Origin of the sequence: Aquibium sp. ELW1220 (assembly GCF_030398385.1) — a bacterium.
Classification (GTDB): domain Bacteria; phylum Pseudomonadota; class Alphaproteobacteria; order Rhizobiales; family Rhizobiaceae; genus Aquibium.
This window is the reverse complement of the sequence record NZ_JAOAOQ010000032.1, coordinates 39,808-64,190: the sequence shown is the minus strand read 5'-3', so window position 1 is coordinate 64,190 and position 24,383 is coordinate 39,808. Positions and strand designations below refer to the sequence as shown.

Sequence of the window (24,383 nt, the reverse complement as noted above, 5' to 3'; positions counted from 1 at the left end):
GTCGTTGGTGAGGCGTATATAGGCCCCACCCCCCAACACTGTCAACGAGGTTTTTCAGCCCCTCGTACGATCTTTCTCAAACGGCGCCAGCTGTGGACAGCTGCACCATTTCACACCACAAGCCACGGGTAAATATGCGCTTTTTCGTTTTCTTTGTCGTCATCCGTTCGTCACGAAGGCATGGCGACGCTACGTCAGCCCGCCTGCCCCCGGCCTGCAGGAGCGCGTTTCGCGGCAGGGAGGTTTCGGCTGGCGGCCACAACTGCCGATGGATTGGGCAATGGCTTCGTCTGCATCCTTGTTGGACGCGAATGGCCTTGCGGGGCGAAGAGCGGAAAAATAAGGTTCCGGAGGCACGGCGCGCAGGAGCGCGGCCTGGGATCACCCGCCATCAAGAGAGAGGCAGAGAGAATGACGAACGCCCACTATCGCAGCCTGGCCGGCGCAGCCTGTGTCGCGGCCCTGCTCGCGGCAGCGCCCGCCACGGCGCAGGACAAGACCCTGACCATCTCCTGGTGGGGCTTCAACGGCGAGAAGCTCAACCAGTTCATCGTGCAGCCCTTCCAGGAGAAGTGCGGCTGCACGCTGGTATTCGAGACCGGCAACAATGCCGACCGCCTCAACAAGATCAAGATCCGCGGCGGGGAAGGCGTCGACGTCGCCTATTTCACCGACGGCTTCTCGCAGATCGGGATCGAGGAAGGGCTGTTCCAGCCGATCGACCGCTCCAAGGTGCCCAACCTTCAGGGTCTCTATGAGATGGCGCAGGCGCCGCAGGGCGAGTACGGCCCGGCCTACACGATCGGCCGCGTCGGCATCGTCTACGACTCGGCCAAGGTCAGCCCGGCGATCACGAAGTGGGCCGATCTCTGGCGCGACGACCTGAAGAGCGCGGTGTCGCTGCCCGGCATCACCACGACCGCCGGCCCGATGGTCGTCATGATCGCCGGCGAGAAGGCCGGAACCGACCCCTTCGAGAATGCCGATCCGGCCTTCGCGGAGATCGAGGCGATCAAGCCCAACGTGGTCAAGAACTACAACACCGGCTCCGAGATGATCAATCTGTTCTCCACCGGCGAGATCACCGTGTCGCTGGCGCAGGACTTCGCGCTCGGCCAGCTCAAGGCGGCGGTACCGACCGTGGAGTGGGCGAACCTCGAGGATGGCGCCATCGCCACGCTGAACACGGTGAACATCCCCAAGGGGGCGGCCAATGTCGAACTGGCGCACGAGTTCATCAACTTCATCCTCAGCCCGGAGGTCCAGCAGGCGACCGCCGAGAACGGCGTCGACGCGCCGGTGGTGAAGGCGGTCGAACTGACGCCGGAGCAGGCCAAGCAGTGGACCTACGGCAAGGAGATGATCGACGGGCTGAAGCGCGTCGACTATTCCAAGCTCAATGCCGCGAAGTCCGACTGGATCGACCGCTGGAACGAAATCTTCGGCATGTGATCACCGGCGCGCGCCGTGCGCGCCTCTCCTGACCCGTTGCTGTCGGCCGGCCTCCGCGCGAGGGCGGCCGACAGTGCCTTTTCGAAAAGACGCACTTCATGCTCAAGCGATACACCGGCTGGACCCTCGCCCTGCCCGCGACGCTTCTCGTGGCCCTGTTCCTCATCCTGCCGGTCGCGGCCACGATCGGAACCACGTTCGCCGACGCCAAGGGCGTGTTTTCGCCCTATGTGACCTTCTTCTCCAGCGGCTTTCGCCGCACCGTCCTGTGGCGCACGCTGGAGGTGTCGCTGATCACCACCGCGATCTCGCTGGTCTTCGGCTTCCTCACCGCCTTCGTCGTCTCGCGCGCGCCCGGCCGGCTGAAGAGCATCCTGATCATCGCGGCCGTCTTCCCGCTGCTCACCGGCGTGGTCGTGCGTTCCTTCGCCTGGCTGATCATCCTTGGCAAGAACGGCATCCTGAACAATTTCCTCGTCGGGATCGGCATCACCGACGAGCCCTTCTCCATGCTCTACACGCAAGGCTCGGTGATCGTGGCGATGGTCTACCTGTTCACGCCGCTGATGATCCTGACGCTCGTCGGCGTCTTGGAGAACATCCCCGAAGACCTGATCCAGGCGTCCGCCTCGCTCGGCGCCTCGCCGGCCGGCACCTTCCGGCAGGTGATCTTCCCGCTCGCCGTCCCCGGGCTCATCGTCGGCGCCGTGCTCGTCTTCACCGGCTCCTTCACCTCCTATGCCACGCCGCAGCTTCTCGGCGGCGAGCGGCAGATGATGATGGGGACCTTCCTCTACCAGCGCGCCATGGTCAATTTCGACTGGGTGGGCGCCTCCACCATCGCCGCGATCATGGTCGTCATCACCGTCGCGGTGGTGCTGGCCATGACCCGCATCGCCAAACGCCTGAACCCGATGACGACATGACAACGCGCCCCTCCCCTGCCCTCATCGCCATTGCGGCGCTGGTCTATGTCTTCCTGGTCGGACCGCTGGTCATCGTCATCGGCGCCTCGCTCAGCGACACGACCTATCTGACGTTTCCGCCGCAGGGCCTGTCGCTGCGCTGGTTCGAGAACATCTTCGAGATCACCGCCTTCCGGCGCACCATCGTCACCAGCCTGCAACTGGCCTTCCTTGCCACCGGGCTGGCGCTCCTGATCGGTATCCCGGCGGCCTATGCGCTCAACCGCTACCGCATCCAGCTGCCGTCCTGGCTGTCGACGGTCTTCGTGCTGCCGATCCTGGTGCCGGAGATCGTGCTTGGCTTCTCGCTCCTGAAGTCGGTCGCGGTCGGCGCCTCGTTTCCGATCTTCGTGTCGCTGCTGATCGGTCACACGCTGCTCGTCCTGCCCTATTGCGTGCGGGTGATCTCGGCCAGCCTCGCCTCCTTCGACTTCTCCATCGAGGAAGCGGCGATCAGCCTCGGCAGCCCGCCGGCAAGGACCTTCTTCACCATCGTGCTGCCCAATGTCAGGGCCGGTGTGATCGCAGCCTTCATCCTGGCCTTCATCACCTCGATCAACGACGTCTCGACGTCGCTCTTCCTCACCGGACCGGGCATCTCCACCCTGCCGATCCAGATCCTCGCCCATGTCGAGCAGTTCTTCGACCCCACCATCGCGTCGGTGTCGGTGCTCCTGATGTTCCTCACGGTAGCCGTGATGGCGATCGTGGAGCGCACGCTCGGCCTCACCTTCCTCGCCAAGTGAATGGCGGCCAGACAAATGACAATCGCATGACCCAGGCTCTCGACATCACCGATCTCACCGCCCACTACGGCTCCACCAAGGTGCTGGAGGACCTGTCGCTCTCGGTCGGCGCCGGCGAACTCGTCTCGCTGCTCGGCGCGTCCGGCTGCGGCAAGACGACGACGCTGCGCCTCATCGCGGGCTTCCTCGAGCCGACGAAGGGCGCAATCAGGCTCGGCGGCCGCGACCTGACGCGGCTTCCCGCCCACAAGCGCGACATCGGCCTCGTGTTCCAGAACTACGCGCTGTTTCCGCATCTCTCCGTGCTCGACAACGTCGCCTTCGGCCTGAAGCAGCGCGGGGTCGCGTCCGCCGAGCGGGAGAAGCGCGCGCGTGCGATGCTCGAGCGCGTCGGCCTGTCGCCGCTCGCCGACAGGCTGCCCGGCGCCCTCTCGGGCGGCCAGAAGCAGCGCGTGGCGCTCGCCCGCGCGCTGGTCATCGAGCCGCCGCTCCTGATGTTCGACGAGCCGCTGTCGAACCTCGATGCCAAGCTGCGCGTCGACATGCGCGTCGAGATCCGCCAGCTGCAGCGCGCCAACGGCACGACCTCGGTCTACGTCACGCACGACCAGGAGGAGGCGTTCTCGATCTCCGACCGGGTGGCGATCATGAATGCCGGACGCATCATGCAGTTCGATACGCCGGAAGTGCTCTACCAGCGCCCGGCGAACGCCTTCGTCGCGCGCTTCGTCGGCTTCGAGAACCTCATCCCCATGCGCGCGGTCGCCCGCGACGGCGAGACGGTGACGGCGGAGGCTGCCGGCGGCGCGCGGCTCAGCCTGTCGCAGGAGCGGTTCGGCGCCATTCCCGACGCTTTCACGCTGGCCACCCGGCCGGACGGGCTGGCGGTGACGTCCGGCCCGGGCACCGATGGCATTCCGGCGACGCTGGGGCTCCGGACCTATCTCGGCCGCGCCTACCAGTATCAGTGCGAGACGGCGGCGGGACATCTCGTCGCCAACGGCGCGCTGTCGACGCCGCTGGAACCGGGCGGAACAGCGCGGCTGGTGCCCGTGCCCGACCAGTGCTGCGTGCTGCTGGAGGTGTAGGGCGGTGAGGATCGTACTGGAAGCAATCGTTCCTTCGCGCCCCCCTCTGTCCTGCCGGACATCTCCCCCACGAGGGGGGAGATCGGCCGTCGCGCCCCTTTTCGCCAATCGCCGGCATCGAAGACCGTGCGAACAGGCCAGAACTGCCGATCTCCCCCCTCGTGGGGGAGATGCCCGGCAGGGCAGAGGGGGGCGCCGTAGAGCACCAACTGACGCCTTCACCGGAGCCTACCTGTGACCCTCATCCTCTCCAACGCCACCCTCCTCCCCTGCACGCCCGACATGCCGGTCCTCGCCAATGGCTGGGTGCAGGTCGAGGGCACGACCATCACCGCCACCGGCAACGGCCCTGCCCCTGCGATCGAGGGTGCCGAGACCATCGACTGCGGCGGCGACATCGTCATGCCCGGCATGGTCAATCCGCACTGCCACATGGCGATGACGCTGTTTCGCGGCCTCGGCGAGGATGTCGACGACCGGCTCTACCGCTACGTCCTTCCGCTGGAGCGAAAGTACGTCACCCGCGCGATGGTAAGGGCGGGCACCGCGCTGGCGGCGCTCGAGCTGATCCAGGCCGGCGTCACCACGGTCGCCGACATGTACTACTTCGAGACCGAGGTCGGCCGCGTGGTCGCCCAGGCCGGCATCCGCGGCGTGGTCGGCCAGACGATCGCCGATTTCGACCCGCCGGACCACAAGGACATCGACGGCGGCTTCGCCCTCACCGAAGAGCTGGTCGCCGAGTTTTCCGGCCACGACCGCGTGATCGCCTCGATCGCCCCGCATGCGCCCTATTCGACCGACGTCGCGGTGATGAACCGGGTCGCGCGCTGGGCCGACGATCATCCCGACGTGCCGGTGCAGATCCATCTCGCCGAGATGGATTCGGAGATGGACTGGTGCGCGAAGCATCATGGACTGCGCCCGGTCGAGGTGGTGGAGAAGGCGGGGCTGCTGCGGCCGAGCCTGATCTGCGCGCACTGCCTGCATGTGAATGCCTCCGACATCGACAAGATGGCGCGGGCGCGCGTCTGCGTGGCCCACAATGCGCGCTCCAATGCCAAGGCCGGGCGCGGCATCGCGCCGGTCGAAGCCATGCGCGCCGCCGGCATCCCGGTCGGGGTGGCGACCGACGGGCCGATGAGCGGCAACACGCTCGACCTGTTTTCGCAGTTCGGCCCCGTCTCCATGTTCCAGAAACTCGCCGGCCACAGCCGCAGGCCGATGCCCGCCGTCGAGGTGATCCGCATGGCGACGATCGAGGGCGCGAAGGTGCTCGGGCTCGACGCCCGCATCGGCTCGCTCGAAGCCGGCAAGCAGGCCGACCTCGTCCGGATCGACCTTTCGGCCCCGCGCCTGCAGCCGATCTACGACACCTACGCCACGCTGGTCTTCGCGGGCATGCCTGCAGACGTGTCCGACGTGATGGTGGCGGGGCGCTGGGTGATGCGGGACCGGGAGGTCCTGTCGCTGGAACGGCGGAAGGTGCTGCGCGACGCGCTGCAGGTCGCCTCGCATTTCAAGGCGGAGATGGTGCGGATCGACGCCGCCGGCTGAGACTGGCTCAGCGGTGCGCGCCGCTGGACCGCTTGACGGATGGCGCCGATCCGCACAGTTCGAACCAGAGACGAACAATGGAGGCCCAAATGGCCCAGACCGACACGTCCCGCCTGGACGCCGTGCTCGCCGACGTCGATGCACATATCGAAGGCAGCCTCGCGCGGCTCTGCGACCTGATCCGCATCCCCTCGGTCTCGACCGACCCGGCCTATGCCGCCGAATGCCGGCGCACGGCCGAGTGGCTGGCCGCCGATCTGTCGGCCCTCGGCTTCGAGGCGTCGGTGCGCGATACGCCCGGCCATCCGATGGTGGTTGGCCACGACATCGGCGGCGCAGGTCCACACGTGCTGTTCTACGGCCATTACGACGTGCAGCCGGTCGACCCGGTGGCGTTGTGGAACTCGCCACCCTTCGAGCCGACGCTCGTCCCGCAGGACAATGGCGACACCTGGATCGTGGCGCGCGGCGCCTCCGACGACAAGGGCCAGCTGATGACCTTCGTCGAAGCCTGCCGTGCCTGGAAGGCTGTCACCGGTTCGCTGCCGATCCGCGTCTCGGTGCTGTTCGAGGGCGAGGAGGAATCCGGCAGCGCCAGCCTGCCCGGCTTTCTCGACCAGGCGGCGGACGAGCTGAAGGCGGACGTGATGCTCGTCTGCGACACCGACATGTGGGACGACACCACGCCCGCCATCACCACCATGCTGCGCGGGATCGTGCAGGAGGAACTGACGATCCGCTGCGCCGACCGCGACCTGCATTCGGGCATGTTCGGCAATGCCGCGCGCAATCCGCTGCAACTCCTCTCCGACATCGTCGCCAGCCTGAGGACGGCCGACGGCGGCATCGCGATCGAGGGCTTCTACGACGGCGTGCAGGAACTGCCGGCCGAGATCGCCGAGCGCTGGCAGCGCCTGCCCTTCGACGAGGCGGCATTCCTGAAGAATGTCGGGCTCGACATCCCGGCCGGCGAGAAGGACCGGTCGGTGCTGGAGCAGGTCTGGGCGCGGCCGTCCTGCGAGATCAACGGGATGTGGGGCGGCTACACCGGCGAGGGCTTCAAGACCGTCATCCCGGCCGAGGCCAGCGCCAAGATCTCCTTCCGTCTCGTCGCGGGCCAGGACCCGGAAGCGATTTCAGCTGCCTTCCGCCGCCATGTCGAAGCGCGGCTGCCGGCCGATTGCAGCGTGACCTTCAAGCGCCACGGGGCGAGCGCGGCGACCGTCATGCCGATCGACAGCGACTATCTCCAGCGCTCGCTGAAGGCGCTTTCGGACGAGTGGGATTGCGAGGCGGCTGTGGCCGGCACCGGCGGCTCGATTCCGATCGCTACCGTGTTCAAGGACCGGCTCGGCATGGATTCGATCTTCGTCGGCTTCGCCAAGTTCGACAACCGCATTCACAGCCCGAACGAGAAGTACGACCTGTCGAGCTTCCACAAGGGCATCCGTTCCTGGGTGCGCATCCTCGCCGCACTGGCGGAGGCGAAGTGAGTTCGCGCGCGACCATCATCGATACCGACCCGGGGATCGACGACGCCGTCGCGATCCTCGCCGCCCTCGCCTCGCCTGAATTCGACGTCCTCGGCATCACGACGGTGGCCGGCAACATCGGCATCGCCACCACCACGCGAAATGCCGGGCGGATCCTGGCGCTCGTCGGGCGCGGCGACGTGCCGGTGATCCCGGGGGCTGCCGGACCGCTGTCGCGCAAGGGATTCGACGTCGCCGACATTCATGGCTACGACGGGCTGGGCGGCGTCGGCTTTCCCGAACCGGCGACCCCGCCCCGGTCGGCACACGCGGCCAACTGGCTCGCCGACACGTTGAAGGCGCGGCCGGCCGGCAGCGTCGATATCCTTGCACTCGGGCCGCTGACCAACATCGCGCAGCTTCTGGTCGACGAGCCGGAGTCAGCGCACCGCGTCGGCCGGATCATCGCCATGGGCGGTGCGATCCGCGAGCCCGGCAATATCGGGCCGCGATCCGAGTTCAACATGGCTGCCGACCCGGAAGCCGCCGAGGCCGTGCTTGCCGCCGGCCTGCCGCTGACGCTGATCCCGCTCGACGTGACGCGCAAGGTCCGCGCCGACCGGGCCTATGTGGAGGGGCTGCGCGGTGCGGGGACGGCAGCGTCGCGCGCGTCGGCCGATCTGATCGCCGCCTATTTCCAGACCACCACGGGCGGGGAGAGCCGTCCGCTGCACGACCCGTGCGTGATGCTCATGGCACTCGCGCCGCGGCTCTTCGGCTGCGAGGACATGGCACTTTCGGTCGACTGCGGGGAGACCCGCGACGCCGGCAGCCTCGAACCGGCGAGCGACGCGCGTCGTCCGTTCTCGGTCGCCTTGACGGTCGATGGCGGCGGCGCGCTGTCGCTACTGGCCGCTCGGCTCACCCAGCGCTGATCCCTGCGGCGCGTCGCCGGCGAGTTCCTGCTCGACGAGGGCGGTCCAGAACCGGACCCCCGTCGGAATGGCGGCGTCGTTGAAGTCGTAGCGGCTGTTGTGATGCAGCGCGCCGTCCTCGGCCGGACCGTTGCCGAGCCAGACGTAGCAGCCGGGAACCCGGCCGGAGAAGACCGCGAAATCATCGCCGGCGGTCGATGGCGGGAAGTTCGTGCGCACGGTGGCGGCAGCTGCCCGCGCGGCGGCGAGCGCGCGGCGGGTCGCGTCGGCATCGTTGATCACCGGCGGGATCTGCCGCAGGTAGCGGTAGTCGCAGGCGATGCCGTACATGGCGGCAGTGCCTTGCGCCAGCCGGCCGATCTCGGCTTCGACCTGTTCCCTGACCTGCGCCGAATAGGCACGGGCGGTACCGCCGATCATCACCTCGTCGGGGATGACGTTGAGGGCTGCGAAGTCGCCGGCCTGGAGCGCACAGGCGCTGACGACGGCGGGCTGGAGCGGATCGACCCGTCGCGCCACGACCGTGTGAAGGGCGGTGAGGAACTGGCCCGCAGCGGTGACGGCATCGCGGCCGAGATGCGGCTTGGCGCCGTGGGTGCCTTCGCCGCGAAACGTGACGTGCCAGCGATCGGAGGAGGCAAGCTGCGGACCTTCGACGACGGCGATCTCGTCGACCGCCAACCCGGGCATGTTGTGAAGCCCGTAGACGGCATCGACGGGAAAGCGCTCGAAGAAGCCGTCCGCCACCATCGCCTGCGCGCCGCCACGCCCTTCCTCGGCCGGCTGGAAGATGAAGTGGACCGTTCCCGAAAAGCTGCGCGAGCCGGCGAGCGCGCGCGCGGCGGCGAGCAGCATCACCGTGTGCCCGTCGTGGCCGCAGGCATGCATGCGGCCTTCCGCCGTGGACCGATGGGGTCGGTCGGCGGCCGTCTCGCGCATGGCGAGCGCATCCATGTCGGCGCGCAACGCGATGCGGCGGTGGCCGTTGCCGGCCTGCAGCGTGCCGACCAGTCCGGTGCCGCCGAGGCCCGCCGTCACGGCAATGCCGGCCTCCTCGAGACGTTCGCGCACGATGCGGCCGGTGCGCTCCTCCTCGAAGCCGAGTTCCGGATGGGCGTGCAGGTCGTGGCGCAGACGGACGAGGAAATCGGGGTCGTCGATGTGGTCATCCGCCCGCGCCATCAATACACTCCGCCTGCCGGTCCGCGCCGGTCCCATCCGATTGTTGTTCCACGATGATTTCTAGCAGAAAGGCTACTCGTGTCACTGGCGCCGCATGAGTTCTGGCAGGATATCCACCCGCCCGAGACGTTTCCGGAGGATCCGGTCTCCGGCTTTCGCGACCTTTTTCCGGCCCGACTGCCCGATGGGCGCCAGATCGCGCTGCCGATCCGGGTGCTGCCCGGCGACGGGTCGCGCGCCGTGGCCTCGCTGATCGTCAACCAGGCGAGTTTTGCGGTGGAGGATGCGCTTGCCGATGCTATGACGCAGGCATTGCGCCCGCTCGGCGCCGACATGGTGATCGGCGTTCCGACGCTCGGCCTGCCGCTTGCCAATGCGGTGGCGCGCCGGCTCGGCCATCCGCGCATGGTGGCCCTCGGGACGTCGCGGAAATTCTGGTACGACGAGGGCCTGTCCGAGCCGATGTCGTCGATCACCAGCCCGGAGCAGGTGAAGCGCCTCTATCTCGACCCGCGGATGCTGCCGCTGCTGCGGGATCGGCGCGTCGCGGTGGTCGATGACGTGGTCAGTTCCGGCGCATCGATGCGGGCGGTGCTGTCGCTGCTGTCGAAGGCCGGGATCGAGCCGGTTGCACTCGGGTTCGCCATGCTGCAGACGCAGCGCTGGCAGGCCGTTCTTCAGGCATTGGACCCCGCCCTGCCGGGCAAGGTGCACGGGGCCCTCCGCACACCGCTACTGGCGCGGCGTGACGATGGCAGCTGGGCGCCTGCCGCCTGAGGGACGCCAACGAAACGTCCTCAGGAACGCGTATCGGTGGCCGCACAAGAGAAAAGCCGGGACATGCCCGGCCTTTCGCAGGAAATCGACGTCAACTCAGGAGTTGACGGCGTCCTTGAGCCCCTTGCCGGCCGAGAACTTCGGCACGTTGCGCGCGGGGATCTGGACCGGCTCGCCGGTCTGGGGGTTGCGGCCCGTCGAGGCCTCACGCTTGCTCACCTCGAAATTGCCGAAGCCCACGAGACGAACGTCGCCGCCGCTCTTGAGCTCGTTGGTGATGACCGAAAATACGGCTTCGACCGCCGACTGCGCGTCGGACTTCGACAGCTTGGCTGACTCCGCCACGGCCGATACGAGTTCGTTCTTGTTCATGAAAACCTCATTTTATTCTCTTGACCGCATTGTCTGCGACTCGACGGCCGCGGCGGGACTGTATTGAGATCGCGTGCAGCAACCAAGTCCGAAAAACCCGAAAACCGCGGAACTGCGCGGTTTTTTGGTGGTTCTAGACGAAGAAAGGCCGAACTCGCGTCCGGCCTTCCGCTTTTTGATGCCTGGCTGATGCCGATCAGTGCGCCAGCGTGGCAGCACCGGCCTCGTCGACGGCCGCCTTCTTGGCGGGCTCCACCGGCTCGACCCACTCGATCGCCTCAGGCATGCGCTGCAGGGCGTGCTGCAGCACCTCGCCCACCCGGGCGACCGGGATGATCTCCATGCCGCTCTTCACGTTGTCGGGGATGTCGGCCAGATCCTTGGCGTTCTCCTCGGGGATCAGCACCTTCTTGATGCCGCCGCGCAGTGCGGCGAGCAGCTTCTCCTTGAGGCCGCCGATCGGCAGGACGCGTCCGCGCAGCGTGATCTCGCCGGTCATCGCCACGTCGGCCTTGACCGGAATGCCGGTCAGCACCGAGACGATAGCGGTGACCATGGCGACGCCCGCCGACGGACCGTCCTTCGGCGTCGCGCCTTCCGGCACGTGCACGTGGATGTCGCGCTTGTCGAACAGCGGCGGCTCGATGCCGAAGTCGATCGCCCTCGACCGGACATAGGACGCCGCGGCCGAGATGGACTCCTTCATCACGTCCTTCAGGTTGCCGGTGACCGTCATCTTGCCCTTGCCTGGCATCATGACGCCTTCGATCGTCAGCAGTTCGCCGCCGACCTCGGTCCAGGCGAGACCCGTGACGACGCCCACCTGATCCTCGCCCTCGACCTGGCCGTAGCGATAGCGCGGCACGCCGAGATAGTCCGAAAGATTGTCCTGGGTGATGTTCACCGCAGGCTTCTTGGTCCTCAGGATCTCGGTCACGGCCTTGCGTGCGAGCTTCATCAGCTCGCGCTCGAGGCTGCGCACGCCCGCTTCGCGGGTGTAGGTCTGGATCATCGCCCGGATCGCCTCGTCGGTGACCGAGAACTCCTTGGCCTGCAGGGCGTGGTCGCGCACCGCCTTGGGGAGCAGGTGCCGCTTGGCGATCTCGACCTTCTCGTCCTCGGTGTAGCCGGCGATACGGATGATCTCCATGCGGTCCATGAGGGCCGGCGGGATGTTCAGCGTATTGGCCGTGGTCACGAACATGACGCTCGACAGGTCGTACTCGACCTCGAGGTAGTGATCCATGAAGGTCGCGTTCTGTTCCGGATCGAGCACCTCGAGCAGGGCCGATGACGGATCGCCGCGGAAGTCCATGCCCATCTTGTCGATCTCGTCGAGCAGGAAGAGCGGGTTGGACTTCTTCGCCTTCTTCATCGACTGGATGACCTTGCCGGGCATCGAGCCGATGTAGGTGCGGCGGTGACCGCGGATTTCGGCCTCGTCACGCACGCCGCCGAGCGCCATGCGCACGAACTCGCGGCCGGTCGCCTTGGCGATCGACTTGCCGAGCGAGGTCTTGCCGACGCCGGGAGGACCGACGAGGCACAGGATCGGCCCCTTCAGCTTCTTCTGGCGGCTCTGGACGGCCAGGTACTCGACGATGCGGTCCTTGACCTTGTCGAGGCCGAAATGATCGGTGTCGAGCACGTTCTGGGCAAAATCCAGGTCCTGCTTGACCTTGGAGTTCTTGCCCCACGGGATCGACAGCAGCCAGTCGAGATAGTTGCGCACCACCGTGGACTCGGCCGACATCGGCGACATCGAGCGCAGCTTCTTCAGCTCCGCATTCGCCTTCTCGCGCGCTTCCTTGGTGAGCTTGGTCTTCTTGATGCGCTCCTCGATCTCGGCGGCCTCGTCGCGGCCGTCCTCGCCCTCGCCGAGCTCCTTCTGGATCGCCTTCATCTGCTCGTTGAGGTAATACTCGCGCTGCGTCTTCTCCATCTGGCGCTTGACGCGCGAGCGGATGCGCTTTTCGACCTGCAGCACCGAGATCTCGGCTTCCATGAAGCCCATGGCCTTCTCGAGCCGCTCCTTGACGGAGAGGGTGGCCAGCATCTCCTGCTTCTCGGGGATCTTGATGGCGAGATGCGAGGCAATGGTGTCGGCGAGCTTGGAGTAGTCGTCGATCTGGCCGACGGCACCCACGACCTCGGGAGATATCTTCTTGTTCAGCTTGACGTAGTTCTCGAAGTCGGAAACCACCGAGCGGGCCAGCGCCTCGACTTCGACTTCCTCTTCGTCGGGCTCCGGCAGGATGACGGCGCGCACTTCATGGAAGTCCGTGCGGTCGGTGAAGGAGGCGATGCGCGCGCGCGCGGTGCCCTCCACCAGCACCTTCACGGTGCCGTCGGGAAGCTTGAGCAGCTGCAGAACATTGGCCAGCGTGCCGACCTCAAAGATCGCATCCGGCTCCGGATCGTCGTCGGAGGCGTTCTTCTGGGTGGCGAGCAGGATCTGCTTGTCGGCACCCATGACCTCTTCGAGCGCCTTGATCGACTTCTCGCGGCCGACGAAGAGCGGCACGATCATGTGCGGGAACACGACGATATCGCGCAGGGGGAGGACTGCGTAGACGGTTGCCGCGCCAGTGGATCGAGTGGTGTTGGACATCGATTTGCCTTTCACTTCGCGGCCACCATGAGCCAACCGCGAATCTCATATTAGCGGCTGCAGGCCGATCCGCCTATGCCCGCAAGGGAGTGGGAGGAAAGTAGCACGGAGAGGCCTGCCGCCTGATGAATCGTTAGGTGGAACTCCCGAACCAAAAGATCAAGGGCTGCGAAACGACCGCAGGAGGAACCTTCCGGCGAGCCGCATTCCTGCCCGGAGAAAACGGAAAAGGCGCCGAAACGACGGCGCCCTTTCCCGATTTTGCGGAGGAGCAAGCCCTTACGCAGAGGCGTTGGCCTTTTCCTTCTTGGGCTCGGCATAGATGTAGAGCGGGCGCGCCTTGCCGGTGACCACGTCGTCGGAGATCACCACTTCCTGGACGCCCTCCAGCGCCGGCAGCTCGAACATGGTGTCGAGAAGGATCGCTTCCATGATGGACCGCAGGCCGCGCGCGCCGGTCTTGCGCTCGATGGCGCGCTTGGCGATGGCCGACAGCGCCGTCTCGTGGAAGGTCAGCTCGACGTTCTCCATCTCGAACATGCGCTGGTACTGCTTGACGAGCGCGTTCTTCGGCTCGGTCAGGATCTGGATCAGCGCCGGCTCGTCGAGATCCTCGAGCGTCGCCAGCACGGGCAGGCGGCCGACGAATTCCGGGATCAACCCGAACTTCAAGAGGTCCTCGGGCTCGACCAGGCGGAAAACTTCGCCGGTGCGGCGGTCCTCCGGCGAGGCGACGTTGGCGGCAAAGCCGATGGACGTCTTGCGGCCGCGGTCGGAGATGATCCGGTCGAGACCGGCGAAGGCGCCGCCGCAGATGAACAGGATGTTGGTCGTGTCCACCTGCAGGAACTCCTGCTGCGGGTGCTTGCGGCCGCCCTGGGGCGGCACGGAGGCCGTCGTGCCTTCCATGATCTTGAGCAGCGCCTGCTGGACGCCCTCGCCCGAGACGTCGCGGGTGATCGAAGGGTTGTCCGACTTGCGGCTGATCTTGTCGATCTCGTCGATGTAGACGATGCCGCGCTGCGCCCGCTCGACATTGTAGTCGGCCGACTGCAGCAGCTTGAGGATGATGTTCTCGACATCCTCGCCGACATAGCCGGCTTCGGTGAGCGTCGTCGCATCCGCCATGGTGAAGGGCACGTCGATGATGCGGGCCAGCGTCTGGGCGAGCAGCGTCTTGCCGCAGCCGGTCGGGCCGATCAGCAGGATGTTCGACTTCGCCAGTTCGACGTCGTTGCTCTTCGAGGCGTGAGCCAGGCGCTTGTAGTGATTGTGGACGGCGACCGACAGGACGCGCTTGGCGTAGGGCTGACCGATCACGTAATCGTCCAGGACCTTCAGGATCTCCTGCGGCGTGGGAACCCCCTCGCGGGACTTCACCATCGAGGTCTTGTTCTCCTCGCGGATGATGTCCATGCAGAGTTCGACGCACTCGTCGCAGATGAAGACGGTCGGCCCGGCAATCAGCTTGCGCACCTCATGCTGGCTCTTGCCGCAGAAAGAGCAGTAGAGCGTGTTCTTGGAGTCGCCGCCGCCGCTGTTTCCGATTTTGCTCATGCCCTTCAGTCCTTTCAGTCCCTGCCGGCCGGTCGCCAGACCTTTCGGGGTGCGGCATCGGTCCCGGGAGATCGATGCGCCGCGCCCTGCTCCCGATGAACGGGCCGAGCGCCCACGAACGAAACACAAAACACGAGGTGCGGCAACGATTCGCCCAGGTCGGTCGACGCTAGTCCCCCGAAACTCAACATAGGCTTAACGTAGGATGCCGGCCGCCCCGTGGGAACACCCCTTTGTGACAGAAATGCCGCAAAATGCTTCAAAAATGCGGCATTGCCATCAAAGGGCTGTGGAAAGCCTTCCTCACGCCGCGGAAGGACCCTCGAGGGCCTCGCGGGTCGAGATGACCTTGTCGATCAGCCCGAAGGCCTGCGCCTCGTCGGACGTCATGAAATGGTCGCGATCAAGCGTGCGCTCGATCGTCTCGTAATCCTGCCCGGTGTGCTGGACATAGACCTCGTTGAGGCGGCGCTTCAGCTTGATGATGTCCTGCGCATGGCGTTCGATGTCGGATGCCTGGCCCGAGAAGCCGCCGGACGGCTGGTGCACCATGATGCGCGCGTTCGGCGTGGCGAAGCGCATGTCCTTGTGACCCGCGCAAAGGAGCAGCGAACCCATCGAGGCGGCCTGGCCGATGCACAGCGTCGCCACCGCCGGCTTGATGAACTGCATGGTGTCGTAGATCGCCATGCCGCTCGTCACGATGCCACCCGGCGAATTGATGTAGAGCGAGATCTCCTTCTTCGGGTTCTCGGCCTCGAGGAAGAGAAGCTGGGCGCAGACCAGCGTCGCCATGCCGTCCTCGATCGGACCCGTGATGAAGATGATGCGCTCCTTGAGGAGGCGCGAGAAGATGTCGTAGGCGCGCTCGCCGCGGTTCGTCTGTTCGACGACCATGGGGACGAGGTTCATCGCGGTTTCGACGGGATTTCGCATGGGACGTTTCCTTCGTGGAATCGATTCGGGCGCATGAAACCGCAGAATCGGCAAGGGACAGGTTGGTGCTAGATAAGGTGGGGAATCGGGGCAGCGCAAGGGTCCCGCGATGGTCGGGGACCGAAAGCGTGGAAATGGTTTACGCCGCCTCGGCGCGAAGCCACGAAACGAGGCCCGGCAGGTCCGGGGTCTCGACATGCGCCGCCACCCGGCGCCCGACGGCCGCGCCGAACTTGTAGCCGTGTCCGGAACAGGCCGAGACGACGAGGCAACGGCCCCGTTCGGTGGCAAAGAACCGTTCGTCTGCGGTGAAGGTGTAGGCGCAGGTCACGACGGCCTCGACGCGGTACTCCCCGATCCGCACCATCGGCGGCGCGAACAGATCGCGGATCGCCTCGCCCTCGCCCGCCACCGGCAGGCGGTGCGCGTCCGCGTCGGCGGAGGCGAACTTGTGCAGGCCGGACCCGAATTTCAGCCCGCCCTGCCCGGACGGCGGGATGATGTAGCCATCGGTCCGGCCGCCGACGTCGAGGATCACCGGCGCATCCTCCCAGGCCGCCTTCAGGTCGGCCGGCGGATCGAGGTAGACCACGGCCGTACGATAGGTGGCGAGATCCGAGGCGAGGTCTGGAAACAGCTCGGTGACCCACGCGCCTGCGGTGACGACGACACGGTCCGCCGACAGCCTGCGCCCGTCGGCCAGCATGACCGAGCCGGTCTCCGCCTCCACCGCCGCCACGCGGGTATCTTCAAGCACGGTCGCGCCCTTGGCCCTCAGCCATGCCACGAGCCCTTCGGCGATGCGCCGGCAATGCAGCGCGCCGCCTTCGGGCGAGACATAGGCGTAGCGCATGGACGCCGCGTCGAGGAACGGCCAGCGCCGCGCCGCGTCGTCCGGAGCCAGCAGTTCGAACGGAAATCCCCCCGCCTTCAGCCCTTCGAGATAGTCCTCGGCCTCGTCGCCCGGTTCGCGCGAGACGCACAGGAAGCCGCGGGCGTCGAGATGGCTCTCGCCGAGGTCGGCCCAGACGTCGTCCCAAGCCGCGTAGGCCTCGGTGATCGCCCGGCCGTAGCCGGTGGCGGAGGGGTAGGCGCGGCGGATGATGCGGTGATGGTCGCCCGAGGCCGCCTGAGGGTTGGGGATCGGCCCCTGCTCCACCAGGGTCACGGCATGGCCGCGCTTGACGAGCGACCAGGCGGCGGAAAGACCGGCGATGCCCGCGCCGACGATGATGACGTCCATTGTCCGTTCTCCAATCCGTGCCCGGAGGCGGGGGCCGAGCCGGCCGAGGTGCGACCGCGACTTCCATTCCGATCCGCGTTGTGGTCCACCGGAGCCGAAGAGATCAAGGAGAAGATCGGGATGAGACGTGTCGCCGCCGCAGCCTTGACGCTCGCGATGACGCTTCTTTCGCAGCCTTCGGCGGCGAGGACAATATGCACGGTGATCGCCCGGCCTGACACCGGGGCGGCGCTGCTCGCGGAAGGGACCTGCGACGTCCGCGCGACGCCTGCCTCCACCTTCAAGGTCGCGCTCGCCGTGATGGCCTACGATGCCGGCATCCTGACCGACGCTCATTCGCCCGCCTGGCCTTACAGGGCGGGCTATGTCGACTGGAGCGGCGCGGCATGGCGGCAGCCGACCGATCCGGCGGGATGGATGAAGCACTCGGTCGTCTGGTACTCGCAGCAGATCGCGATCCGCCTCGGCGCGGAAGGACTGGCGCGCTACGGGCGGGCATTCTCCTATGGCAATGCCGATTTCTCCGGCGATCCGGGGCAGGACAACGGCCTCGAGCGCAGCTGGATCGCGTCTTCGCTCCAGATTTCACCGGACGAACAGGTCGCCTTCCTCGCGCGCCTCGTCAGCCGGACGCTCCCGGTGTCGGCGCAGGCCATGGACAAGGCGGCCTCGCTTCTCGAGCAGCGGGCGCTTCCGGATGGATGGATGCTGCACGGCAAGACCGGAGGGGCTTATCCCCGTCGTGCGGACGGCTCCTTCGACCGGACGCGCGGCTGGGGGTGGTTCGTCGGCTGGGCCGAACGCGACGGACGCCGCGTCGTCTTCGCGCGGCTGGACCAGGACGAGAGCGCGGGGAAGGGTTCGCCGGGCCCGCGCACCCGCGACGCCTTCATCGCCGACTGGTCCCGTCTTGCCGGATCGATCGGCGCACCGGCCAATGACTGAGGAGTTCGAAGGCAAAGCCATGACCAGACAAGCCGCATTTTCGCTCGATCCTGAGACCAGGCACCTGCATCTTTCGCCGCACGATCCGGTCTTCGTGCAGGATCCCTATACGGCTTACGCGTCCCTGCACGCGAAGGCGCCGACCTTCTTCTGGGAAGAATACGGCTTCTGGTGCTTTGCCGGATATGACGACGTCAACCGCCTGCTGCGTGACCGGCGTTTCGGCCGCGAGAAGCCCGAGGGCGCGCCCGAGGACGGCTATGCCGGCCCGCGCGATCATCTTGTCGATTATGATGCGTTCGCCACGCATTCGATGCTCGAACTCGAGCCGCCCGCGCACACGCGGCTGCGCACGCTGGTCAACCGTGCCTTCGTCTCGCGCCAGGTCGAGCGCCTACGGCCGATGATCGAGCGCCTGTCGCACGCCCTGATCGATCGCATCGAGGCGAATGGAGAGGCCGATCTCCTTCCCGCGTTCGCGACGCCGGTGCCGATCACGGTGATCGCCGAGATGCTCGGCGTTCCGACCAGCATGAACGACCAGTTGCTGAAATGGTCGCACGACATGGTCGCCATGCACATGTTCGGCCGGACCCGCGAGGTCGAAGTGCGCGCCAACGAGGCGGCGCGCGAATTCGCCGGCTTCCTCGAAGGCTATGTCGAGGAACGCCGAAAATCCCCCGGAGACGATCTGCTCAGCGTGCTGATCGCGGCGCGCGACGGCGGCGACAGGCTGTCGGACGCGGAGCTGACGGCGTCGGCCATCCAGCTCCTGAACGCGGGCCACGAAGCGACCGTTCACCAGACCGGCAACGCCATTCGCGCGATCCTGCACCAGGGCGGCGATCCGCGTCGGTTCTTCGGCGACCAGCGCACCGTTGCAGCCACCGTCGAGGAATGCCTGCGCCACGACGCGCCCCTGCACATGTTCCGCCGCTATGCCTACCAGGCTGTCGAGATCGAACCGGGCGTCGTGGTGAAGCCCGGGGAGCAGATCGGACTGCTGCTCGGCGCGGCCAACCGCGATCCGAAGGCCTTCTCGGAGCCCCACAGCTTCGACCCCGCGCGCACCGATCAGAAGAACGTGTCACTGGGGGCCGGCATTCACTTCTGCATCGGCGCGCCGCTGGCGCGGCTGGAGATGGAGATCGCGCTCAAGGTCCTGTTCGAGCGGCTGCCGAAGCTGGCCTTGGCCGAAGAGCCCGTCTACCGGGAGACCTACCATTTTCACGGGCTGGAGCGGCTGGCGGCTCGCTGGTGACAGCGGAGCGCGGCACGTCCGTTCAGTTCGGGCTGTACTCAGCGACGACGGTTTCGATCGGCAGGAACAGCGTCCGGCTGTCTTCGGGGTACTCGATGAATTCTGCACAGCGAAGATAGAAGCGCCTGGCGGCATCGTCCTTCGCATGGACCAACGGAAGCATGCTTGCCCGAAGGTAATCAAGCAGCGCGTGTCTTCGAACGCCCGGACATGCGCCCCCGCAGCAGCCCGGCGACGGAGATGTCCTCGTCGACGTCAGGCCAGTGCATGCCTTCACCCGTTCCAATCAGGCGCCAGTTGGCGCGTTGGGACGGCGTGGCATCGCGCAGGCGGGGAAACCAATCGAGCGGAACGGAGATCTCGCGGCCGTCGTCGAGGCTGACTTTCAGACTCATGTCCGACACGCTGACATCGACAGCCTTCGCGGTGTCGTCAGTCGCCAAAATGTTCATCCCAAGCCTCCAGAAAGCGCTCACGATACTCTATCACCACCAGGCGCAATGCTCCAAGTTCGTGCGTTCGAAAACGTCTTGCGGAGGCGAGCTCGACCGGGTCGAGCCAGAACTTCGCGAGCTTGTCACCATGCTCGACGTGGATATGCGGCGGCTCGTCATCTTTTCGGCTGAAGAAAAAGAACCGATAGCCGCCATCGCGCAAAATGGTAGGCACGTCTACCTCCCCGCCTAGCCGATCCTACACTCGGATCACATACTCCTTGCGAGTCGTTTCAACCACTTCCCACGTCCCCCTGAACCCCGGCCTGAGCACGAAGCTGTCGCCGGCCTTGACCGTGCGGGCCGCGCCGCCGTCCTCGGCGATCACCGAGACGCCGGAGAGGATGTGGCAGAATTCCCACTCGTCGTAGACGATGCGCCACTTGCCCGGCGTCGCCTCCCAGATGCCGGCATAGAGGCCGCCGTCGGCCTCCTCGGCGTTCCAGGTGGTGAAGCGCGGGGCTCCCGCGATCAGCCGGTCGGGCGCCGGAGCGCCCTCTTCCGGCTGCACGCCTTCGATGTCGATGGCCGCAAACAGCGCCACCGGCTCAGGCCTTCGCCAGCGCCTGCTCCAGGTCGGCGATGATGTCCTGCGCATCCTCGATGCCGACCGACAGGCGGATGGTGTCCGGGCCGGCGCCGGCCGCGACCTTCTGCTCGTCGGTCAGCTGGCGGTGGGTGGTGGAGGCCGGGTGGATGATCAGCGAGCGCACGTCGCCGATGTTGGCCAGATGCGAGAAGAGTTCGACGCCCTCGACCACCTTGACGCCCGCCTCGTAGCCGCCGGTCAGACCGAAGGTGAACACGGCGCCGGCGCCATTCGGCGAATACTTCTTCATCATCGCGTGGTTCGGATCGTCGGCGAGGCCGGGATAGGAGACCCACGCGACCTTCGGGTGCTGCTTCAGCCAGGTCGCCACCTTCAGCGCATTCTCGCAGTGGCGCTGCATCCTGAGCGACAGGGTCTCGATGCCCTGCAGGATCATGAAGGCGTTGAAGGGCGAGATCGACGGGCCGAAATCGCGCAGCCCGAGCACGCGGCAGGCAATGGCGAAGGCGAAGTTGCCGAAGGTCTCGTGCAGGACGAGGCCGGCATATTCGGGCCGCGGCTGCGACAGCATCGGATAGTTGCCGCTCTTCGACCAGTCGAAGGTGCCGCCGTCGACGATGGCGCCGCCCATGGAGTTGCCGTGGCCGCCGAGGAACTTGGTCAGCGAATGGATCACGACGTCCGCACCATGCTCGATCGGGCGCAGCAGGTAGGGCGAGGCCATGGTGTTGTCGACGATCAGCGGCAGGCCGTGCTTGCGCGCCACGTCGCCGATCTTCTCGATGTCGACGAAGGTGCCGCCGGGATTGGCCAGGCTCTCGACGAAGATCGCGCGGGTGTCGCCGTCGATCTGCGCCTCGAACGAGGCCGGGTCACCGGCGTCGGCCCAGCGCACGCGCCAGTCGAAGTTCTTGAAGGCATGGCCGAACTGGTTGATCGAGCCGCCATAGAGCTTGTTCGCCGCCACGAAGTTGGCGCCCGGCTGCATGAGCGTGTGGAAGACGAGGAGCTGGGCGGCATGGCCCGACGCCGTGGCGAGGGCCGCGGTGCCGCCTTCCAGCGCGGCGACGCGCTCCTCGAGTACGGCCGTCGTCGGGTTCATGATGCGGGTATAGATGTTGCCGAAGGCCTTCAGCCCGAACAGCGAGGCGGCGTGGTCGGCGTCGTCGAAGACGAAGGACGTGGTCTGGTAGATCGGCGTGGCGCGGGCGCCGGTCGCGGGGTCGGGCTGGGCGCCCGCGTGGATGGCGAGCGTGTCGAAACCGGGCGTGCGCTGTGTCATGTCGTGTCCTCCCAGGCTGCGGATGGCAGCGGATTGTCGTTGCGGGGGTTTTCGCAAAGGGCGTTCGCGAAATCAAAGGGGAATCGTGCAAACTGCGTGCGAGCAGCGAAAAACCGTTGCGCGCAGCGACGGCGGCGGGGCGAAATCGTCCGTTTCTTCAGCGCTTGCGGATGCCGAAGCTCTGGAAGCCGGCGCGCATGACCGGTTTCTTCGACGAAATCATGCGGCTGTTGACGCCGTTCCAGCCGATCTCGCCCGACATGCGGCCGTATTCGATCTTCGGGCAGCGGTTCATGACCACCTTGACGCCCGCTTCCTCCGCCTTCTGCGCCGCCACGTCGTTGCGCACGCCGAGCTGCAGCCAGATCACCTTGGGCAGCGGGTCGAGCGCCAGCGCTTCGTCGACGACGCCGGGCGCCGCGTCCGAGGCGCGGAACACGTCGACCATGTCGATCGGCTCCGGCACGTCGGCCAGCCGCGCGAAGACGGGCCGGCCGAGGATCTCCTTGCCGGCCTGGCCGGGATTGATCGGGTAGACGGTGTAGCCCTTGTCGATCAGGTATTTCGTCACGAAGAACGAGGGCCGCACGTCGTTGGCCGAGGCGCCGACCACCGCGATGGTGCGCGTCTCGTGCAGGATCCCGGAGATATAGGCGTCGTCATAGGCATCGTGGTTCATGCGCTTCCTGTGCCGGAATCGCGATGCTCAATCAAGCCTGAGCGCAATCGCGGTCACCGTCCATGCGCCGTCGCGCCTTTCGAAGCAGAGGTGGGAGTTGAGGTAGTGCGCGAAGTGGCTCGCGTCGGGACCATAGAAGACGCGGAAGCAGATCACGCCCCCTTGCGGCGCAATGATCCCCAGCGAGCCGCCGGAGCGCTTCTGCTCGGGCGACACCGGAACCATCTGGTAGCGCTTCGGCCAGTCGCCCGTCGGCCGGCCCCCGTCGCCGTCGGGTCCGACGACGCTCGCGATGCGCCAGTGCTCGCGGTCGATGAAGCGCAGCTTGCCGTCGAGCGCGATCCAGTCGGGCCACGAGATGCGGCCATAGCTCGCGGTGCAGATGCGGCCGTCGAGCCATGGGGTGCGGCCCACCGTCGGCTCCGTGACGAGCTTCTCCAGCACATGCAGACCATAGCGGCTGTGAACGCTCGGGTCGGCACTGTCGCTGGCGCGCGACATGCGTCCCGCCATCTCCAGAACCCTGCGGGCGGGATGGAGGCCCAGCGACACGAACTCCTCGCGATAGCTCCTGCCCTTCTGCCCTACGAAGAATTCGACGTCGTCTGCGAGGAATGGAACGACGGCCTCGGGATCGAGCGCCTTCCCCCATCGATAGCCCGCAGCCTCCGCCAATGCGCGGCGGAATTCGCTCAGGTCCGCGTCGGCGGAAAAGCTGTCGTCGGTATCGAGGACGATCTCGGGATAAAGCGGCGGGTCGAGGCTTTCGTGGTGCACCGTCTGCGCGGCGGCGCCTCCCGCCCCTGCCAACCAACCCGCAAGGGCCAGCGTCGCCAGTCTCGCCATCGTCGCGGTCCACCCATCGTTGCCCGTTGCGATGATAGCGACGAGATCGGCGCCGCCTTGGCGACAAGCGGGCGGATCCGGGGCGTTTCGGCGACCGCCGGATTATTCGGGCAGCCTGATCGTCCCATCCTCGGCGATCGGGAAGGCCGGATTGTGCGCGACCTCCCAGAGGTGGCCCTCCGTGTCGGCGAAATAGCCCGTCCGCCCGCCCCAGAAGGCGCGGCCCGCCGGCCGGACGATCGTTCCGCCGGCTTCGACAGCCTGCTGCAGCACGGCGTCGACCTCTGCCTCCGAGCGGGTGTTGTAGGCGAGCGCGATGCCCGAAAAGCCCGAAGCCAATGAATCCACCCCGGCGTCCTTCGCCAGTTCCCGGCGCGGAAACAGCGACAGGACGATCCCGCCCATCTGGAAGAAGGCCACGCCATCCGTGATGCCGGCGTGGCGCGTCAGCCCCATGGCCTCGTAGAAACGGGCCGCGCGGTCGAGATCGTCGACGCCCAGCGTGACGATCGAGAGGCGCGGCTCCATCACTCCCCCGTCCACTCCGGCTTGCGCTTCTCCACGAAGGCCTTGATGCCTTCCTCGGCGTCGCGCGCCATCATGTTCTCGACCATCACCTGCACGGCGTAGTCGTAGGCATCCGACAGGCCCATCTCGGCCTGCGCATAGAAGGCCTCCTTGCCGATCTTCAGCGTCAGGGGCGATTTGGAAACAATGGTTTCGGCGTATTTGCGCACGATCTGATTCAGGTACTCCGGCGGCACGACGCGGTTGACGAGGCCGAATTCGCGAGCGGTCGTCGCGTCGATCATCTCGCCGGTCAGCAGCATCTCCATGGCATGCTTGCGCGAGACGTTGCGCGACAGCGCCACCATCGGGGTCGAGCAGAACAGGCCGATGTTGACGCCGGGCGTGGCAAACATCGCCTCGGTGGTCGAGACGGCCAGATCGCAGCTGGCCACCAGCTGGCAGCCGGCGGCGGTGGCGGTGCCTGCCACCTCGGCGATGACGGGCTTGGGCAGCCGCACGATCGACTGCATGACGCCGGCGCAGAGCCGCATCGTCTTCTCGTAGAAGGCCCGGCCGCGATCGGCGTCGGCCCGGTGCGCGGTCAGCTCCTTCAGGTCGTGGCCGGCGCAGAACACCTTGCCGGTCGCGGCCAGCACCACCACGCGGACGGCGTCGTCGTCGCGCGCGCGGTCGAGCGCGGCCTGCAGCGCCTCCATCGTCGCGATCGACAGGGCATTGGCCGGCGGGTTGGCGAGCGTCAGCGTCAGGATCCCGCCCGACAGGCTGGCATGAACCGGCCCCTCGACCTCGGAACGTTTCAGTGCCACCACCTCGGCCATCGCATTTTCCTCGACGCGTCTTCCCTGGACCAAGAGAACTATCACGGCGCCGGTTGAAGGAAAGCCCGGAAATGGGACAGATTG

At 66.6% G+C, this 24,383-nt stretch carries 24 protein-coding genes and 1 pseudogene; 10 read left to right on the top strand and 15 right to left on the bottom strand.

What is annotated here, in order from left to right:
• The first annotated feature begins 411 nt into the window (after positions 1-411).
• The 7 genes from N1F91_RS23070 (at position 412) to N1F91_RS23040 (ending at position 8,215) form a co-directional block, all read left to right on the top strand.
• Entirely contained in the window at positions 412-1,452 is a 1,041-nt protein-coding gene (locus N1F91_RS23070) for a polyamine ABC transporter substrate-binding protein (protein WP_289995710.1), read from the top strand.
• 98 nt (positions 1,453-1,550) lie between these two features.
• Positions 1,551-2,378: an ABC transporter permease gene (locus N1F91_RS23065; protein ID WP_289995708.1), complete on the top strand. Its 828-nt coding sequence runs from the start codon at positions 1,551-1,553 to the stop codon at positions 2,376-2,378.
• Positions 2,375-3,163, top strand: a complete 789-nt coding sequence (locus N1F91_RS23060; protein WP_289995707.1) for an ABC transporter permease — start codon at positions 2,375-2,377, stop codon at positions 3,161-3,163. The genes N1F91_RS23065 and N1F91_RS23060 overlap by 4 nt, the downstream gene beginning before the upstream one ends.
• A 26-nt stretch (positions 3,164-3,189) precedes the next feature.
• Positions 3,190-4,251 (top strand): ABC transporter ATP-binding protein, encoded by a 1,062-nt coding sequence (locus N1F91_RS23055; protein ID WP_289995706.1) that lies wholly within the window; start codon positions 3,190-3,192, stop codon positions 4,249-4,251.
• Between the two features lie 234 nt (positions 4,252-4,485).
• A complete protein-coding gene (locus tag N1F91_RS23050) occupies positions 4,486-5,808 on the top strand; it encodes an amidohydrolase (RefSeq protein WP_289995705.1) in 1,323 nt (440 codons plus the stop codon).
• An 89-nt stretch (positions 5,809-5,897) separates the two neighbouring features.
• Positions 5,898-7,301, top strand: coding sequence for a M20/M25/M40 family metallo-hydrolase (locus N1F91_RS23045; protein WP_289995703.1), 1,404 nt, complete (start codon positions 5,898-5,900; stop codon positions 7,299-7,301).
• Positions 7,298-8,215, top strand: coding sequence for a nucleoside hydrolase (locus N1F91_RS23040; protein WP_289995701.1), 918 nt, complete (start codon positions 7,298-7,300; stop codon positions 8,213-8,215). The genes N1F91_RS23045 and N1F91_RS23040 overlap by 4 nt, the downstream gene beginning before the upstream one ends.
• Here the strand turns inward: N1F91_RS23040 and N1F91_RS23035 are convergent.
• Entirely contained in the window at positions 8,186-9,397 is a 1,212-nt protein-coding gene (locus tag N1F91_RS23035) for an amidohydrolase (RefSeq protein WP_289995699.1), read from the bottom strand. The genes N1F91_RS23040 and N1F91_RS23035 overlap by 30 nt on opposite strands.
• A gap of 78 nt (positions 9,398-9,475) precedes the next feature.
• Here N1F91_RS23035 and N1F91_RS23030 point away from each other — a divergent pair, with 78 nt between their 5' ends.
• Complete coding sequence (locus tag N1F91_RS23030; protein WP_289995697.1) at positions 9,476-10,174, top strand: phosphoribosyltransferase; 699 nt, start codon at positions 9,476-9,478, stop codon at positions 10,172-10,174.
• A 96-nt stretch (positions 10,175-10,270) separates the two neighbouring features.
• Here N1F91_RS23030 and N1F91_RS23025 read toward each other — a convergent pair whose 3' ends face one another.
• From N1F91_RS23025 to N1F91_RS23005, 5 genes are all read right to left on the bottom strand, one after another.
• A complete protein-coding gene (locus tag N1F91_RS23025; protein ID WP_289995695.1) occupies positions 10,271-10,546 on the bottom strand; it encodes an HU family DNA-binding protein in 276 nt (91 codons plus the stop codon).
• A gap of 196 nt (positions 10,547-10,742) precedes the next feature.
• Positions 10,743-13,157: an endopeptidase La gene (gene lon, locus N1F91_RS23020; protein ID WP_289995693.1), complete on the bottom strand. Its 2,415-nt coding sequence runs from the start codon at positions 13,155-13,157 to the stop codon at positions 10,743-10,745.
• Positions 13,158-13,436: 279 nt separating this feature from the next.
• The gene (clpX, locus tag N1F91_RS23015; RefSeq protein WP_289995691.1) at positions 13,437-14,714 is read right to left on the bottom strand and encodes an ATP-dependent Clp protease ATP-binding subunit ClpX; all 1,278 of its coding nucleotides are present in this window, start codon (positions 14,712-14,714) and stop codon (positions 13,437-13,439) included.
• Between the two features lie 303 nt (positions 14,715-15,017).
• Entirely contained in the window at positions 15,018-15,650 is a 633-nt protein-coding gene (locus N1F91_RS23010; RefSeq protein WP_289995687.1) for an ATP-dependent Clp protease proteolytic subunit, read from the bottom strand.
• A 139-nt stretch (positions 15,651-15,789) separates the two neighbouring features.
• Positions 15,790-16,893 (bottom strand): FAD-dependent oxidoreductase, encoded by a 1,104-nt coding sequence (locus N1F91_RS23005; protein WP_289995685.1) that lies wholly within the window; start codon positions 16,891-16,893, stop codon positions 15,790-15,792.
• A 120-nt stretch (positions 16,894-17,013) separates the two neighbouring features.
• Here N1F91_RS23005 and blaOXA point away from each other — a divergent pair, with 120 nt between their 5' ends.
• Together blaOXA and N1F91_RS22995 are read left to right on the top strand one after the other, a co-directional pair.
• Positions 17,014-17,838, top strand: a complete 825-nt coding sequence (gene blaOXA / locus N1F91_RS23000) for a class D beta-lactamase (RefSeq protein WP_289995684.1) — start codon at positions 17,014-17,016, stop codon at positions 17,836-17,838.
• A gap of 19 nt (positions 17,839-17,857) precedes the next feature.
• Entirely contained in the window at positions 17,858-19,099 is a 1,242-nt protein-coding gene (locus tag N1F91_RS22995) for a cytochrome P450 (protein ID WP_289995682.1), read from the top strand.
• A gap of 22 nt (positions 19,100-19,121) precedes the next feature.
• Here the strand turns inward: N1F91_RS22995 and N1F91_RS22990 are convergent.
• The 9 genes and pseudogenes from N1F91_RS22990 to N1F91_RS22950 form a co-directional block, all read right to left on the bottom strand.
• Positions 19,122-19,253: pseudogene (locus N1F91_RS22990) on the bottom strand (GNAT family N-acetyltransferase); the annotation flags it as partial.
• 25 nt (positions 19,254-19,278) lie between these two features.
• Complete coding sequence (locus N1F91_RS22985; RefSeq protein ID WP_289995680.1) at positions 19,279-19,551, bottom strand: DUF2442 domain-containing protein; 273 nt, start codon at positions 19,549-19,551, stop codon at positions 19,279-19,281.
• On the bottom strand, positions 19,532-19,768 hold the full coding sequence (locus N1F91_RS22980) for a DUF4160 domain-containing protein (protein WP_289995679.1): 237 nt from the start codon (positions 19,766-19,768) through the stop codon (positions 19,532-19,534). Before N1F91_RS22980 ends, N1F91_RS22985 begins: the two co-directional genes overlap by 20 nt.
• 24 nt (positions 19,769-19,792) lie before the next feature.
• Positions 19,793-20,137, bottom strand: a complete 345-nt coding sequence (locus tag N1F91_RS22975) for a cupin domain-containing protein (protein WP_289995676.1) — start codon at positions 20,135-20,137, stop codon at positions 19,793-19,795.
• Positions 20,138-20,141: 4 nt separating this feature from the next.
• The gene (locus N1F91_RS22970) at positions 20,142-21,425 is read right to left on the bottom strand and encodes an O-acetylhomoserine aminocarboxypropyltransferase (RefSeq protein ID WP_289995675.1); all 1,284 of its coding nucleotides are present in this window, start codon (positions 21,423-21,425) and stop codon (positions 20,142-20,144) included.
• 157 nt (positions 21,426-21,582) lie between these two features.
• Entirely contained in the window at positions 21,583-22,104 is a 522-nt protein-coding gene (locus tag N1F91_RS22965; protein ID WP_289995674.1) for a CoA-binding protein, read from the bottom strand.
• Between the two features lie 27 nt (positions 22,105-22,131).
• Entirely contained in the window at positions 22,132-22,950 is an 819-nt protein-coding gene (locus N1F91_RS22960) for a hypothetical protein (RefSeq protein WP_289995673.1), read from the bottom strand.
• Positions 22,951-23,052: 102 nt separating this feature from the next.
• Entirely contained in the window at positions 23,053-23,478 is a 426-nt protein-coding gene (locus N1F91_RS22955) for a VOC family protein (RefSeq protein ID WP_289995672.1), read from the bottom strand.
• Positions 23,478-24,299 carry an enoyl-CoA hydratase gene (locus N1F91_RS22950; protein ID WP_289995671.1) on the bottom strand — a complete coding sequence of 274 codons (822 nt, stop codon included), beginning with the start codon at positions 24,297-24,299 and terminating at the stop codon, positions 23,478-23,480. The genes N1F91_RS22955 and N1F91_RS22950 overlap by 1 nt, the downstream gene beginning before the upstream one ends.
• Positions 24,300-24,383 lie beyond the last annotated feature (84 nt).